The organism is Luteibacter sp. PvP120 (assembly GCF_054055715.1).
This window is the reverse complement of record NZ_JBSRXP010000005.1, coordinates 322,279-335,866: the sequence shown is the minus strand read 5'-3', so window position 1 is coordinate 335,866 and position 13,588 is coordinate 322,279. Positions and strand designations below refer to the sequence as shown.

At 67.5% G+C, this 13,588-nt stretch carries 15 protein-coding genes; 11 read left to right on the top strand and 4 right to left on the bottom strand.

The genetic code is table 11. The annotated features are described in order from the left end of the window. Nucleotides 1-96: 96 nt before the first annotated feature. From asnS to ACVKN3_RS12670, 6 genes are read left to right on the top strand one after another with little or no spacing between them, the layout of a single operon-like run. Entirely contained in the window at nt 97-1,500 is a 1,404-nt protein-coding gene (gene asnS / locus ACVKN3_RS12695; RefSeq protein ID WP_354515288.1) for an asparagine--tRNA ligase, read from the top strand. Between the two features lie 20 nt (nt 1,501-1,520). Next, on the top strand, nt 1,521-2,333 hold the full coding sequence (locus tag ACVKN3_RS12690; protein WP_354515290.1) for a MalM family protein: 813 nt from the start codon (nt 1,521-1,523) through the stop codon (nt 2,331-2,333). 7 nt (nt 2,334-2,340) lie between these two features. Then, complete coding sequence (locus ACVKN3_RS12685; RefSeq protein WP_285402209.1) at nt 2,341-2,673, top strand: hypothetical protein; 333 nt, start codon at nt 2,341-2,343, stop codon at nt 2,671-2,673. Between the two features lie 28 nt (nt 2,674-2,701). Beyond that, entirely contained in the window at nt 2,702-3,490 is a 789-nt protein-coding gene (locus ACVKN3_RS12680) for an SDR family oxidoreductase (RefSeq protein WP_285402212.1), read from the top strand. 8 nt (nt 3,491-3,498) lie between these two features. After that, nucleotides 3,499-4,950: an aldehyde dehydrogenase gene (locus ACVKN3_RS12675; protein WP_354515293.1), complete on the top strand. Its 1,452-nt coding sequence runs from the start codon at nt 3,499-3,501 to the stop codon at nt 4,948-4,950. Continuing rightward, nucleotides 4,925-5,362, top strand: coding sequence for a RidA family protein (locus tag ACVKN3_RS12670; RefSeq protein ID WP_456991854.1), 438 nt, complete (start codon nt 4,925-4,927; stop codon nt 5,360-5,362). Before ACVKN3_RS12675 ends, ACVKN3_RS12670 begins: the two co-directional genes overlap by 26 nt. Here the strand turns inward: ACVKN3_RS12670 and hutG are convergent. Together hutG and gorA are read right to left on the bottom strand one after the other, a co-directional pair. Further along, nucleotides 5,355-6,134 carry an N-formylglutamate deformylase gene (hutG, locus tag ACVKN3_RS12665; protein ID WP_036143020.1) on the bottom strand — a complete coding sequence of 260 codons (780 nt, stop codon included), beginning with the start codon at nt 6,132-6,134 and terminating at the stop codon, nt 5,355-5,357. The two genes, ACVKN3_RS12670 and hutG, sit on opposite strands and share 8 nt — an antisense overlap. 17 nt (nt 6,135-6,151) lie before the next feature. Then, a complete protein-coding gene (gorA, locus tag ACVKN3_RS12660; protein WP_354515295.1) occupies nt 6,152-7,513 on the bottom strand; it encodes a glutathione-disulfide reductase in 1,362 nt (453 codons plus the stop codon). A 175-nt stretch (nt 7,514-7,688) separates the two neighbouring features. Between gorA and ACVKN3_RS12655 the strand changes: the two genes are divergently transcribed. Together ACVKN3_RS12655 and ACVKN3_RS12650 are read left to right on the top strand one after the other, a co-directional pair. Further along, nucleotides 7,689-8,252 (top strand): C40 family peptidase, encoded by a 564-nt coding sequence (locus ACVKN3_RS12655; RefSeq protein WP_285402219.1) that lies wholly within the window; start codon nt 7,689-7,691, stop codon nt 8,250-8,252. A 126-nt stretch (nt 8,253-8,378) separates the two neighbouring features. Beyond that, nucleotides 8,379-8,831 (top strand): organic hydroperoxide resistance protein, encoded by a 453-nt coding sequence (locus ACVKN3_RS12650; RefSeq protein ID WP_354515297.1) that lies wholly within the window; start codon nt 8,379-8,381, stop codon nt 8,829-8,831. A gap of 81 nt (nt 8,832-8,912) precedes the next feature. On the opposite strand, the gene ACVKN3_RS12645 is transcribed toward ACVKN3_RS12650, so the two are convergent. Together ACVKN3_RS12645 and ACVKN3_RS12640 are read right to left on the bottom strand one after the other, a co-directional pair. Continuing rightward, a complete protein-coding gene (locus ACVKN3_RS12645) occupies nt 8,913-9,401 on the bottom strand; it encodes an FKBP-type peptidyl-prolyl cis-trans isomerase (RefSeq protein ID WP_036144792.1) in 489 nt (162 codons plus the stop codon). 31 nt (nt 9,402-9,432) lie between these two features. Further along, a complete protein-coding gene (locus ACVKN3_RS12640; RefSeq protein WP_354515299.1) occupies nt 9,433-10,689 on the bottom strand; it encodes an MFS transporter in 1,257 nt (418 codons plus the stop codon). A gap of 218 nt (nt 10,690-10,907) precedes the next feature. On the opposite strand from ACVKN3_RS12640, the gene ACVKN3_RS12635 reads away from it, so the two are divergent. The 3 genes from ACVKN3_RS12635 to ACVKN3_RS12625 all read left to right on the top strand — a co-directional run bounded on the left by ACVKN3_RS12635 (nt 10,908) and on the right by ACVKN3_RS12625 (nt 13,564). Further along, nucleotides 10,908-11,207, top strand: coding sequence for an EF-hand domain-containing protein (locus ACVKN3_RS12635; RefSeq protein ID WP_036143027.1), 300 nt, complete (start codon nt 10,908-10,910; stop codon nt 11,205-11,207). A gap of 55 nt (nt 11,208-11,262) precedes the next feature. Then, on the top strand, nt 11,263-11,925 hold the full coding sequence (locus ACVKN3_RS12630; protein ID WP_285402227.1) for a class I SAM-dependent methyltransferase: 663 nt from the start codon (nt 11,263-11,265) through the stop codon (nt 11,923-11,925). A gap of 229 nt (nt 11,926-12,154) precedes the next feature. Beyond that, nucleotides 12,155-13,564: a DEAD/DEAH box helicase gene (locus tag ACVKN3_RS12625; protein WP_354515302.1), complete on the top strand. Its 1,410-nt coding sequence runs from the start codon at nt 12,155-12,157 to the stop codon at nt 13,562-13,564. Nucleotides 13,565-13,588: the final 24 nt, after the last annotated feature.

The window sequence follows — 13,588 nt, the reverse complement described above, 5'->3', positions numbered from 1 at the left end:
GGGAACGGTGCCGTTCACCTGACCCTTACATTATCATGCAAGGTCGTGTCCTACGCGCCAGCTTTAAATGCGGCGCCTTTTCCGGAGTTTCAATCGATGACGGTGGTAAGCGTCAAGCAGGCCCTCGCCGGCGGCACGGCCGCAGGCGAACACGAGGTGACCGTCCGCGGCTGGGTGCGCACCCTGCGCGAGTCCAAGGGTGGCCTCTCCTTCGTCAACGTGAGTGACGGCTCCTGCTTCGCGCCCATCCAGGTGGTCGCCACGGCCGATCTCGCCAACTACGAGACCGAGGTGAAGCACCTGTCCGCCGGCGCCGGCGTCATCGCCACCGGTCGGCTGGTGCCCTCGCAGGGCAAGGGCCAGGCCTTCGAGATCCAGGCCACGCGGGTGGAAGTCACCGGTTTCGTCGAGAACCCGCTCACCTACCCCATCCAGCCCAAGCAGCACTCGATGGAGTTCCTGCGCGAGGTGGCCCACCTGCGCCCGCGCACCAACCTGTTCGGCGCGGTGACCCGCGTGCGCCACACCATGATGACGGCGATCCACCGGCTGCTGACCGAGCAGGGCTTCTTCTGGATCAACACGCCGATCATCACCACGTCGGATGCCGAAGGCGCCGGCGACATGTTCCGCCTGTCCACCCTGGACCTGGCCAACCTGCCGCGCGACGACAAGGGCGGCATCGACTGGCGCAAGGATTTCTTCGGTCGCGAGGCCTTCCTGACCGTGTCCGGCCAGCTCAACGTCGAGGCCTACGCCCTGGCCATGAGCAAGGTGTACACCTTCGGGCCCACCTTCCGCGCCGAGAACTCGAACACCACCCGCCACCTGGCGGAGTTCTGGATGGTCGAGCCGGAGGTGGCCTTCGCCAACCTGGACGACAACGCCGACCTGGCCGAGCTGTTCCTCAAGGGCATCTTCAAGGCGGTGCTGGACGAACGCCAGGACGATATGGCCTTCTTCGCCGAGCGCGTGCAGTCGGACGCCATCACCCGGCTGGAGGCGTTCATCGCCAAGCCGTTCGAGCGCATCCAGTACACCGAGGCGGTCGAGATCCTGCAGAAGTGCGGCAAGTCGTTCGAGCACCCGGTGGCCTGGGGCATCGACCTGCAGACCGAGCACGAGCGTTACCTCGCCGAGGAACATATCGGCCGTCCCGTGGTCGTCATGAACTACCCCGAGGAAATCAAGGCGTTCTACATGCGGCTGAACGACGACGGCAGGACGGTCGCGGCCATGGACGTCCTTGCACCGGGCATCGGCGAGATCATCGGCGGCGCCCAGCGCGAAGAGCGCCTGGACTACCTCGACCGCCGCATGGACCAGTTCGGCCTCGATAAGGACGTCTACAACTGGTATCGCGACCTGCGCCGCTACGGCACGGTGCCGCACGCCGGCTTCGGCCTCGGTTTCGAGCGCCTGCTGGTGTACGTCTGCGGCCTGGCCAACATCCGCGATGCCATTCCCTATCCCCGTGCCGCAGGAAGCGCCGAGTTCTGACGAGCTTCCCTGAAAAAATCATGCCCCCACACGTCCTACGCCCCCTGCTGATCGCCGTGGCCCTCCTGGGCCTCGGCGCCTGCCACACGATGAGCGCCATCGTGCCGCCCAACTTCCGCCCACCGGAGAAGACCACGGCGGCCATCGATGCGGCGCGCAAGACGCTGGACGCGGCGACGCCCTGCTGCGGCAGCTTCGCCGACCTGTCCTACCAGGACATGCTGCCCTGGCAGCCGCAGCGGTTCGAACTGACCAAGGACAGCCCGGTCGCCAACCTCAATGGCGACCGCAGCTACTTCCTGGCGTTCCGCCTGCCCACCGGTGCCCAGCTGCCCTACACCATCGCCATGAAGTCGGAGCTCAACGGCCGCTGGCTGAGTTCCAGCTACTTATTCGCGCCCACGGTGGTGCTGCTGGACGACGCCTTCCAGCCGCTGCACGCCGAGGACATCCAGCTATGCGAATACATGGGCTGGACCAGCGAAACCACCGGTGCCTTCGGCAAGTTCAAGGTCGAGGACGAGAAAGCCCGCTACATGGTGGTGTATTCGTCGGCCAAGCAGCAGAAAGACCAGACCTACTGGGAACAGTCACCCAGCAGCTTCTCGGCCGAGGCGCCGGTGAAGATGAGCTCGGCCGGCAGCTTCAAGATTCCGCACGGCCCCGATGGCGTGCTGTTCCTCGGCATGCAGAACGACACCTACAAGCGGGCGATCAACAATGCCGTCTGCTCCAAGGCGTCGCAGGGCAACGGCGTGATCTCCACCCTCCGCAGCGTGGTCACCACCGACCTGCTGGGCACCGACGCCAAGAAGAAAGACAAGGACAGCTGACCCCGCCATGCAGACCCCGGTGATCCTCTATCTCGCGCTCCTGCTGGGGGCCATTGCCTTCTTCGTGCTGCACTTCGTCGCGCAGTGGCGCTTCACGGCGATTCTCCGCGCACGCTATCCGGACCAGTGGAAAACCATCACCGAAGCGGACACCGGCCGGCCCAACGGCATGGCCAACTGGTTGCGCGTGCGCCGCGTGCTGCGCTCGGATGCACCGGCCCTTTTCAACGATGCCGACCTCAACCGCTGGCAGGCCTGGTGGCGCCGCGCGCCCTGGCTGGCCTGGCCGTGCTGGCTGGCGGCGATGGCGTTACAGTGGTGGGCCGCGAAACAACGCTGACGCTTGCCATTCCAACGAGGGAGTTCGCATGGATCTTCGCCTCACCGGTCGCCACGCCCTGGTCTGCGGCGCTTCGCAGGGCATAGGCCGCGCCACCGCCTTCGAACTGGCGGCACTCGGCGCAAGCGTCACCCTGCTCGCCCGCTCGGCGGACACCCTGGCGGCCCTGGCACGCGAACTGCCCGCCGGTCAGCCCGGGCAGGCCCACGAACCCATCGCCGTGGACATGCTCGATACCGATGCATTGGCCACCGCCGTGGCGCGCATCGTCGGCCTGCATGCCGTGCACGTGGTGGTGAACAACAGTGGCGGCCCGCCGCCGGGGCCGGCTGCCAGCGCCACACCCGACGATTTCCTCACCGCCTTCCGCCAGCACCTGCTGGCGGCGCAGGTGGTCACCCAGGCGTGTCTGCCCGGCATGCGTGCCGCGCGCTACGGGCGCGTGGTCAATGTCATTTCCACCTCGGTCAAGGAACCGATCCCCAACCTCGGCGTGTCCAATACGGTGCGCGCCGCCGTGGCGGGTTGGGCCAAGACCCTGTCGGCGGAGGTGGCGCACGACGGCATCACTGTCAACAACGTGCTGCCGGGGTATACGCGCACACCCCGCCTGGAGGCCCTGGTCGAGGCCAGCTGCAAGGCAGGACGCAGCCGTGAGGATGTCGAGCGTGGCCTGCTGGCCAGCGTCCCGGCGGCACGCTTCGGCGACCCGGCCGAGGTGGCGGCGGTGATCGCCTTCCTGGCCAGCCCGGCGGCCGGCTACGTCAACGGGGTCAGCCTGAGCGTCGATGGCGGGCGCACCCGCAGCCTCAACTGACGGCACGCATGATCGTCCTGGCCAACTTCATCGACGGCGCACCGCGTGCACCCCACGGCGGGGCCTATCTCGATGTGGTCGATCCCGCCACGGGCAGCGTTTTCGCCAGCTGCCCGGACTCCGACGCCACCGACGTCGCCGCCGCGGTGGCTGCCGCCGGCCGCGCGGGACCGGGCTGGGCCACGACGCCGGCCGATGTCCGCGCTGCCTGCCTGTTCCGCCTGGCCGACCTGGTCCAGGCACGCCTGGATACCTTCGCCACCGCGGAATCGCAGGACAGCGGCAAGCCCGTCGCGCTTGCCCGCTCGCTGGACATTCCCCGCGCCATCGCCAACCTGCGCTTCTTCGCCGCGGCCGCCACGCAGTGGAGCAGCGAGTCGCACGGCATGGCGCACGGCGCCATCAACTACACGCTGCGCCTGCCGCTCGGCGTGGTCGGCTGCATCAGCCCCTGGAACCTGCCGCTCTACCTGTTCACCTGGAAGATCGCGCCGGCGCTGGCCGCCGGCAACACCGTGGTGGCCAAGCCGTCGGAGGTGACGCCCTACACGGCGTGGCTGCTGGGCACGCTGGTCACGGAGGCGGGCTTTCCGCCGGGCGTGCTCAACATCGTGCAGGGCACGGGCGCCCGCGTGGGCGAGGCCATCGTCACCCACGATGCGGTGAAGGCGGTGTCCTTCACCGGCAGCACGCGCACGGGCACGGCGATCGCCACCGCCGCGGCGGCCCGGTTGAAAAAAACGTCGCTGGAACTGGGCGGCAAGAACGCCACGCTGGTGTTCGACGATTTCGACTTCAGCGACGCGGCCATGGCCACGCTGGTGCGTTCCGGGTTCGCCAACCAGGGCGAGATCTGCCTCTGCGGTTCGCGCCTGCTGGTGCAGCGGGGCATCTACGAACGTTTCCGTGCGGCCTACCTCGATCGCGTCCGGGCCCTGCGTGTCGGCGACCCCGCGGATGACACCAGCGACCTGGGCGCACTCGTCTCTCGCGCGCACTTCGACAAGGTCATGGCGTGCATCGAGCGCGCCCGGGCCGATGGCGGGCAGGTGCTGTGCGGCGGCCATCGCGTCGCTGTGCCCGGCCGCTGCGCCTCGGGCTGGTTCATCGCCCCCACCGTCATCGAAGGATTGCCTGCCGAAGCAGCCGCCAACCAGGAGGAGATCTTCGGCCCGGTGGTCACGCTGCTGCCGTTCGACACGGAAGACGAGGCGTTGGCGATCGCCAACGGCACGCCCTACGGCCTGGCCGCCTCGGTGTGGACCCACGACGTATCGCGCGCCCATCGTGTCGCCGCCAGGCTGGATGTCGGCATCGTCTGGGTGAACTGCTGGATGCTGCGCGACCTGCGCACGCCGTTCGGCGGCACCCGGCAATCCGGCATGGGACGCGAGGGCGGCGTGGAAGCCATGCGTTTTTTCACCGAGGCCAGGAATGTCTGCATCGACCATGGGCACTGAGGGCATCCATACCGCGAACGCACCGGAACCGGTGGGCGCCTACCCGCATGCACGGCGCGTGGGGCCATTCCTGTTCCTCTCCGGCATCGGCCCGCGCAGGCCTGCCGACAACAGCATCCCCGGCAACGTCGTGGATGCCGATGGACGGCTGCTTCGCTACGACATCGAAGCGCAGTGCCGACAGGTGTTCGCCAACGTGCGCGCCGTGCTCGAGGCCAGCGGTGCCCGCTTCGAGGATCTGGTGGACGTCACGGTCTACCTCACCCACATGGCCGACGACTTCGCCACGTACAACCGGCTGTACGCGGAAGCGTTCGCCGGCGTGGATGCCTGCCGGACCACCGTGGAGGTGACCGCGTTGCCCACGCCCATCGCCATCGAGCTCAAGTGCGTGGCGGCCGTGGTCAGCTGACGAGGCAGGCCTCGAGCATCCCGCCGATCAGCGTCTGCACGCCCGCGGCCTGGCGCGGCAGGTATTCGAACGAGTCTTCGTCCATGTAGTTGATCTGCGCCAGCTCCAGCTGGATCGCGTCGATGCCCTTGTCCGGACGCCCGTAGTGACGCGTGATATGGCCGCCCTTGAAGCGTCCGTTGACTGCAAAGGTGTACTCGTCCTGCGCCTGCAGCAGGTCGACCACGCGCTGCTGCAGCGCGGGCGAGCAACTGGCGCCATCCGCCGTGCCCAGGTTGAAATCCGGCAGGCGACCTTCGAACAGCATGGGCACCTGGCTGCGGATGGAGTGCCCTTCCCACAGCACCACGCGCCCGAACTGCTTGCGCAGCCGGGCGATCTCGTCGCCCAGGGCCTGGTGGTAAGGCTTCCACCAGCGGGTGACACGGTCCGCGATCTCCGCGGCATCCGGTTCCGCGCCCGGCCGGTAGATCGGGCTGCCGTCGAACATCACCAGCGGCGCCAGCCCGGTTTCGGCCTGGCCCGGGTAAAGGGCGTGCCCATCCGACGGACGGTTGAGGTCGACCACGTAGCGCGAGGCGAACGGCTTGATGATGCTCGCGCCCATGTTCCGGGCGAAGTCGTACAACTCGGCCACGTGCCAGTCCGTATCCACCGATCGTCGGGCGCGGCGTTTCATCCGCGCGCCGATGTCGTCGGGAATGGCGCTGCCGTTGTGCGGCAGGCTGATCAGGAGCGGCGCGTTGCCGCGATGCAGGGTGTACGGAATCATGGGGCCAGTGTAAACGCTCAACCGGGTACGCGGTCACCCATGGTTACCATCTCTTCCGCCGACGTGGGATGGATGGCCAGGGTGGCGTCGAAGTCGTCCTTGGTCGCACCCATCTTGATCGCCACGGCAAAGCCCTGGAGGATTTCGTCGACACCCGGGCCGAGCATCTGCAGGCCGACGATGCGAGCGTCCTCGCCCACACAGATCAGCTTGAACCGCACCATCATCGGACGCTGCGCCAGCGCCAGCTGCATGGGCACGAACGACTGCTTGTACAGCTGCACGTCGTCGCCGTACGCCTCGCGGGCCTGCTGCTCGGACATGCCGATCGTGCCGAGCGGCGGGTGCGAGAACACCACGCTGGGCACGTTGCGGTAATCCAGCTGCGCGTTCGGTTTGCCGCCGAACAGGCGGTCGGCCAGCTTGCGCCCCGCCGAGACGGCCACCGGTGTCAGCGCCAGCCGCTGGGTCACGTCGCCCACCGCATACACGCCGGGCACGGACGTGTTCTGGAAGTCGTCGACCTCGATATGGCCCTGCCCGTCCGCATGCACGCCGATACGGTCGATGTCGAGTGAATGGGTATTCGCATGACGGCCGACGGCCCACACCAGCAGATCGTATGGCCCGGGGTGGCTGCCCCGGTCGCAGTCAAGCATCAGCACGCCGTCCTTTTCGTGCACCGCGTCGATCTGGCACGTGTAGTGGATGCCGATGCCATGCTTCTGCATCTCCTCGCCCAACTGGTAGGACATCTCCTCGTCGAAGTCGCTCATCAGGCGGCCGCGGACATACAGGTCCACCTCGCTGCCCAGGGCGCGAAGCACGCCGGCCAGTTCCACGGCGATGTAACCGCCGCCGACAATGGCCGTGCGCTTCGGGCTTTCCCGCAGGCGGAAGAAACCGTCCGACGTGACGCCGAGATCGAAGCCGGGCTTCTCCAGCGTGTTCGGCGTGGAGCCCGTGGCGATGACGATGTGCGGCGCGGTGAGCTCCCGCTCGCCGGCCAGGATGCGATCCGCAGCGAGAAACCGGCCGCGCTCGTGAACCAGAGTGACGTGCGCCTTGTCCAGCGACTGCCGGTAGCTGCCATGGATACGCTCGATGTAGGCGTTGCGCCGGTCGATGAAACGCGGCCAGTCCAGGCGGCCCGGTGTCTCGTGGAAGCCGTAGTCCACCGCGATGTACTGCGCCTCGGCCATCTGCGCCGCGAACCACATCGCCTTCTTCGGCACGCAGCCGGCGTTGACGCAGGTGCCGCCGAGTTCCGCCGGCTCCACCAGCGCCACCCGGGCGCCGTGTTTCCCCGCCCGAATGGCCGTCGCAAGACCTCCCGAGCCGCCGCCGATAACGATGAGGTCGAAGGCTTCCACGGTCATGCGGCACTCCATCAGGTCAAAACCGGAGGCTAGCCAGCCACCAGTGAAGATCGCGAATGAGCGAGCCTGTCCGTGAGATAAATTCGTGCGGTTTAGCAGGTGTTCCGTGCAACCCCTTGATTTGTTAACCTCATGGCCGCCTATCCTTCCTGGGGAACGATCCGTGGTATCTGCCTTGCCCACTTCCTGTCGTCCGTGGCGCCTGTTCGGGCGGCTGACGCTAGCCGTGGGCATGAGCCTGATCGCCGCCTGCGGCAGCGCACCGCCCAAGCGATCGTCGTCGCAGCAACGCAATCCCGCAGCGGCCGTACCGCTGGCGAAGAACCTCGAGTGGTCGACCCGACCGGCAGATGCGCCTCCGGCCGATGCCGCCAACGATGTGCTGTTCCGTGCCATCGGCCTGGTCGGCACGCCCTACCGCTGGGGCGGCAACACCCCGCAGGGCGGCTTCGACTGTAGCGGGCTGATCAATTACATCTACCTGACGTCCACGGGGCTACGCTTGCCCCGCACCTCGCAGGAGATGGCCGCGCTGGACAAGCCCAAGGTCGACGAATCCAGCCTCGCCAGTGGCGACCTGGTCTTCTTCGGGCGCGGCCACGTGACCCATGTGGGCGTGTATGTCGGCAAGGGCCGCTTCGTGCATGCGCCCAACTCCGGCGGCACCGTGCGCCTGGACGACCTGGACGGTTCGTACTGGAAGCAGAATTTCGTCTACGGACGGCGCGTCCTCAACTGAACGAAACACAACGGACCCCCTATCGTCACGCCATTTGAATTGTGCACGATTTAATTGTGTGGTCTTATAAGCCTCGTGGTCGGCCCGCCCGGCCCTCCCTTCCCTGACACGTCAAAGGACAACGCCATGAGCAACCTCTCGAAAGTGCAGAAGATCGTCTACACCGCCCATGCCAAGGTCGCCGGCGGCCGCGAAGGCCATGTCGAAAGCGACGACGGCCTGATCAAGCTCGACCTGCGCCTGCCGAAGGAAATGGGCGGCAACGGCGGCGGCAGCAACCCCGAGCAGCTCTTCGCCGCTGGCTACGCCGCATGCTTCGAAGGCGCCGTGCGCTTCGTCGCTGGCCAGAAGAAGGTCAAGGTCGACGACGCCTCGGTGGCCAGCAGCGTCGGTATCGGTCCGCGTGAAGGCTCCGGCTTTGCCGTGCAGGTCAAGCTCGAGGTGACCCTGCCGGGCGTCGACGACGCCGTGGCCCAGGAGATCGTCAAGACCGCGCACGAAGATGTCTGCCCTTACTCGCACGCCACCCGCGGCAATGTCGACGTGGACGTGTCGGTCAACGGCAAGGCGCTGGCCTAAACATCAGCCCGGCCGCTCGATGGCCGGAAAACAAAACGGCGCCCCATGGGGCGCCGTTTTTTTATGCCTGTGCCCGGGGGCTCAGTGCTCGCCGTCACCCTTGGGATGGGCGTGGCCATGGGCGATTTCTTCCTCCGTCGCGTCGCGCACGGTCTGCACGTCGACATGGAAGGTCAGGCTCTTGCCGGCCATGGGGTGGTTGAGGTCGACATCGACCACGCTGGAGCCGATCTTCTGCACCACGACCACGCGGTTGCCGCCTTCCTTCAGCGACAGCACGGTGGAATCACCGACGGCCAGACCCTTGCCCTGCTTCGGGAAATACTTCTTGGGCACGCGCTGGGTCATGCCTTCCTGGCGCGGACCGTAGCCGTTCTCGGGCGAGATCTCGATATCGAACGCGTCGCCTTCCGACTTGCCCTCGAGCCCGGCTTCCAGGCCCGGGATCAGCTGGCCATGGCCCAGCAGGATCCACAACGGCTCGCCGCCCTCGATCGAGCTTTCGACCTTCTCGCCATCGACGGTCAGCGTGTAGTGGAACGAGATGACCTTGTCCTTGCCAGCCTGCATGTTGGTTTCTACCGGAGGAAAACGCGGCAGTTTACCGACCGGGACGGCCGTCGTCACGCGGCCCGACCTTGCCACCGAAGCCGACGCCCCGTGCCTCGGGGCCCAGCCAGGTCAGCAGGGCCAGCAGCACCGCCACCACGGCGATCCAGGTGGACATGGCGAAGGCGAAGTCGCCGCCCCGCTGTCCCGCCAGCCAGGTCTGCGCGGTCGCGGTGATGGCGGCCAGCAGGTTGCCCATCTGGTAGGCGAAGCCGGGCAAGGTGCCGCGGACGGCATCGGGCGACAGTTCGTTGAGATGGGTGGGCACCACGCCCCAGGCACCCTGGACCATCACCTGGATAAGGAAGGCGCCCAGGCCCAGCAGCAGCAACGAGCCGCCATAGGTCCATAGCGGGATCACCGGGATCGCCAGTACCGCCGCGATGATGATCGCCCGCCGCCGGCCGATCCGCTCCGACAGCGAACCGAAGGTGAGGCCACCCACCAGGGCACCCAGGTTGAGCAGCGCGGTGAGCAGGAAGGCGGTGCCCGAGCCGGCGGGAATCTTCAGTGTCTCCTGCACGAACGTGGGGTACATGTCCTGCGAGCCGTGGCTGAACATGTTGAACGCCGCCATCAGCAGCATGAGGTAGATGAACAGCTTCCAGTGGCCGCGCATGGCGGCGAAGACGCCCTCGCGTGCCTGCGACCGGCGCCCCTCCCAGACCGGGGATTCGGGCACCTTGCGGCGGATATACAGAACAAGGAACGCTGGCAGCGCGCCCACGATGAACAGGCCACGCCAGCCGATGTGATCGACCAGCAGCCAGTTGACCAGCGCCGCGAGGAAAAATCCGCAGGGGTAGCCACTCTGCAACAGGCCCGAGACGAGGCCTCGCGAGCGCGCCGGGATGGACTCCATGGCCAGCGACGCGCCGATGCCCCACTCCCCGCCCATGGCGATGCCGAACAGGAAGCGCAGGCCCAGCAGGATGCCGAGGCTGGGCGCGAAGGCGCAGGCCACCTCCAGCACCGAGAACAGCACGATGTCGAACATCAGCACCGGGCGGCGACCGTAGCGGTCCGCGAGACGCCCGAAGACCAGCGCACCGATGGGCCGGGCCGCCAGCGTAAGGAACAGGCCGTAGGTGACCTCCTGCTTGGGCACGTTGAACTCGTGCGCCACGGCGAGGATGACGAAGGTCAGCAGGAAGTAGTCGAAGGCGTCCAGGGTCCAGCCGAGGAAACTGGCAAGCACCGTATGGCGCTGGGTGGCGTCCAGTTCGCGGAGCGCGGCGGGAAGTGGCATCAGAATTTCCTCAAGACTCCGGGGCGGCGCCGAGGCTAGCACAGCGCATCGGATCGACAGGCAGGCCGGCGCCCCGCCCGCTAGACTGGCCGCGATGACCTGGGTGCGAGGCGCGGGCCGGAGCCGATGGTTTACCGGCGAAGTACACGACCTGCACATGCGCCGGGGCATCGTCCAAAGCCCGCATCGGTCTCGATGCACCATCGACGGAGGGATTCATGAAGCACTCGCGTTTCATCGTTTCGATCGGCCTGGTCACGGCCCTGGCAGCCGGCGCCGTTTCCGCGCACCCCGCAGCCGCACCGCAGGCCGGCGACGACGCCCATGCGGCACCGGCCTTCAGCGACCTGGACAAGGACGGCAAGGGCTACATCACGCGCAAGGACATGCCCAAGGATGTCGAGGCCCTCAAGACCCTGCGCGCCCATATCCAGGAGGCCGACACCAACCATGACGGCAAGGTGGACAAGAGCGAGTACGAGGCCTACATGAGCAAGAGCCCGACGCCCCAGCACTAGCGCTTCCCGCCGGGCACCTCGCGTGCCCGGCGTCTTTTTCACGGACGGAGACGCCATGCACCCCGATACCCGGACACGCCGCCGCATCGCCTCGCGGTTCAGCCGCTACGGCGACCGCATCTACATCCACGGCAAGCTGGCCAGCGATCCGGTATACGCCGCCGCCGCGCAGGCGATTCGCGGCCGACCGCTACCCCTGCTGGATATCGGCTGCGGGCTGGGCCTGCTGGGGCACTACCTGCACGCGTGCGACGTGCTCGAGGGTTACGTCGGCATCGACCACGATCCGCGCAAGATCGCCATGGGGCGCGAGGCCGCGGAGCGCGCCGGGCTGACCGCGAGCATCGCGCTGCACGAGGCGGACGCCACGGCCACCCAGCCGCTGCGCGGGCACGTGGCCATGCTGGATGTGCTGCACTACCTGCCCCGGGATCGCCAGGTCGACCTGCTCGGCTTCGCGGTGGACCACCTGGCGGACGACGGCGTGCTGATCCTGCGCAACGTCATCCGCGACGGCACCTGGCGCTACCGGGCCACGGTGCTGGAAGAAAAGTTCATCCACGCGGTGGGCTGGATTCCCGGCGGGGCGCAGTATTTCCCGACAGAATCGGATATCCGCGACGTGCTGGAGCCGCGCGGCATCCGGGTCGACTTCCGCCCGCTGTTCGGCCGCACGCCCTACAACAGCTACCTGATGACGGCCTCCCGCCAGGGTTGACCCGGGCGACGCCCATTGTGCGTCGCAATAAGGTATACTCACCCGGTCGAGAAGCGCTCCGACTCCCTTGCGGACCCCCGGCGCGGAGTTTTCTCCCGCCCGTTCCCCCACCCCCGGAAGCGCGCTCGACACCGGCCAGCCTGCTGTCTTCGTCATGGTTAGCGGCCGCCAATCCATAACTCGTAGCGCGGTTCCAGGGAACGCTCGAGTCAAGCAGGAGCTCCACCCCATGTCTTTTGATTCGCTGGGCCTTGCGCCCGCGTTGCTGCGTGCCCTTTCCGAAGCCGGCTACGTAAAACCGACGCCGATCCAGGCCGCCGCCATCCCGCAGGTCATCGCCGGCCACGACCTCATGGCCGCCGCGCAGACCGGCACCGGCAAGACCGCCGCGTTCGCCCTTCCCTTGCTGCAGCGCATCGCCAACGAAGTGCGCGGCGAGAAGGCGCGCCCCATCCGCGCGCTGATCCTCACCCCTACCCGTGAGCTGGCCGCCCAGGTGCAGGACAACCTGCGCGACTACGGCAAGTACCTGCCCCTTTCCAGCACCGTCATCTTCGGCGGCGTCGGCATGGGCAACCAGCTGCACGCGCTGCGTCGCGGCGTCGATATCGTGGTGGCCACGCCGGGTCGCCTGCTCGACCACATGCAGCAGCGCTCGGTGAACCTGTCCAAGGTCGACGTGCTGGTGCTGGACGAGGCCGACCGCATGCTCGACATGGGCTTCCTGCCTGCGTTGAAGCGCATCCTGGCCGCCGTGCCGAAGGAGCGCCAGACGCTGCTGTTCTCGGCCACGTTCGCGCCCGAGATCAAGGCCCTGGCCCAGCAGTTCATGCGCAACCCGCGCGAGATCTCCACCGAGCCGGCCAACACGGTCGCCAACACCGTGACGCACCGCGTGCATCCGGTGGACGCCGCCAAGAAGCGCGACCTCCTGCTGCACATCCTGTCGCAGGACAGCCGCCGCCAGACCCTGGTGTTCAGCCGCACCAAGCACGGCGCCGACAAGCTCGTGCGCCACCTGGAGCAGTCGGGCATCAAGTCGGCAGCCATCCACGGCAACAAGAGCCAGAACGCACGCACCCGCGCGCTGTCCGACTTCAAGACCAACCGCATCACCGTGCTGGTCGCCACGGACATCGCCGCACGCGGTATCGACATCGACCAGCTGCCGGTGGTGATCAACTTCGACCTGCCCATGGTCGCGGAAGACTACGTGCACCGCATCGGCCGTACCGGCCGCGCCGGCTCCACGGGTGAGGCCATTTCGCTGGTCAGCCATGACGAATCCGGCCTGCTGCGCGACATCGGCCGCCTGCTCAAGTCCGACCTGGAAATCGTCAACGTGGCCGGTTACGAGCCCAGCACCCCGCTGCGCCTGGATGCCGGTGCACCGCGTCCGAAGCAGGGTGGCGGCCAGCAGCGCCAGCCGCGCGCACCGGGTTCCGGTGGCGGTGGCCAGGGTCGTACTGCAGCCGGCAACGGCCAGTCGCGCCAGGGCGCCGGTGGCGGCAACGGTGTCGGTCGCCCGGCGTCGCATCGTCCGCATGGGCACTCGGCGGCCGGTACCGGTGAAAACACCGGCAACCACAAGCGTCGTCGCCAGGGTCGCGGTGGCCGTCCGGCCAGCAGCAACGCGTAAGCATCGCTGCCACGCTCCGGCGTG

Coding starts and splice junctions, on each gene's coding strand:
- ACVKN3_RS12675 (WP_354515293.1), top strand. CDS start 3,499: ATGATCGTCCTGGCCAACTTCATCGACGGCGCACCGCGTGCACCCCAC.
- ACVKN3_RS12635 (WP_036143027.1), top strand. CDS start 10,908: ATGAAGCACTCGCGTTTCATCGTTTCGATCGGCCTGGTCACGGCCCTG.
- ACVKN3_RS12640 (WP_354515299.1), bottom strand. CDS start 10,689: ATGCCACTTCCCGCCGCGCTCCGCGAACTGGACGCCACCCAGCGCCAT.
- ACVKN3_RS12670 (WP_456991854.1), top strand. CDS start 4,925: ATGTCTGCATCGACCATGGGCACTGAGGGCATCCATACCGCGAACGCA.
- ACVKN3_RS12630 (WP_285402227.1), top strand. CDS start 11,263: ATGCACCCCGATACCCGGACACGCCGCCGCATCGCCTCGCGGTTCAGC.
- ACVKN3_RS12625 (WP_354515302.1), top strand. CDS start 12,155: ATGTCTTTTGATTCGCTGGGCCTTGCGCCCGCGTTGCTGCGTGCCCTT.
- ACVKN3_RS12690 (WP_354515290.1), top strand. CDS start 1,521: ATGCCCCCACACGTCCTACGCCCCCTGCTGATCGCCGTGGCCCTCCTG.
- ACVKN3_RS12645 (WP_036144792.1), bottom strand. CDS start 9,401: ATGCAGGCTGGCAAGGACAAGGTCATCTCGTTCCACTACACGCTGACC.
- ACVKN3_RS12680 (WP_285402212.1), top strand. CDS start 2,702: ATGGATCTTCGCCTCACCGGTCGCCACGCCCTGGTCTGCGGCGCTTCG.
- ACVKN3_RS12685 (WP_285402209.1), top strand. CDS start 2,341: ATGCAGACCCCGGTGATCCTCTATCTCGCGCTCCTGCTGGGGGCCATT.
- gorA (WP_354515295.1), bottom strand. CDS start 7,513: ATGACCGTGGAAGCCTTCGACCTCATCGTTATCGGCGGCGGCTCGGGA.
- ACVKN3_RS12650 (WP_354515297.1), top strand. CDS start 8,379: ATGAGCAACCTCTCGAAAGTGCAGAAGATCGTCTACACCGCCCATGCC.
- asnS (WP_354515288.1), top strand. CDS start 97: ATGACGGTGGTAAGCGTCAAGCAGGCCCTCGCCGGCGGCACGGCCGCA.
- hutG (WP_036143020.1), bottom strand. CDS start 6,134: ATGATTCCGTACACCCTGCATCGCGGCAACGCGCCGCTCCTGATCAGC.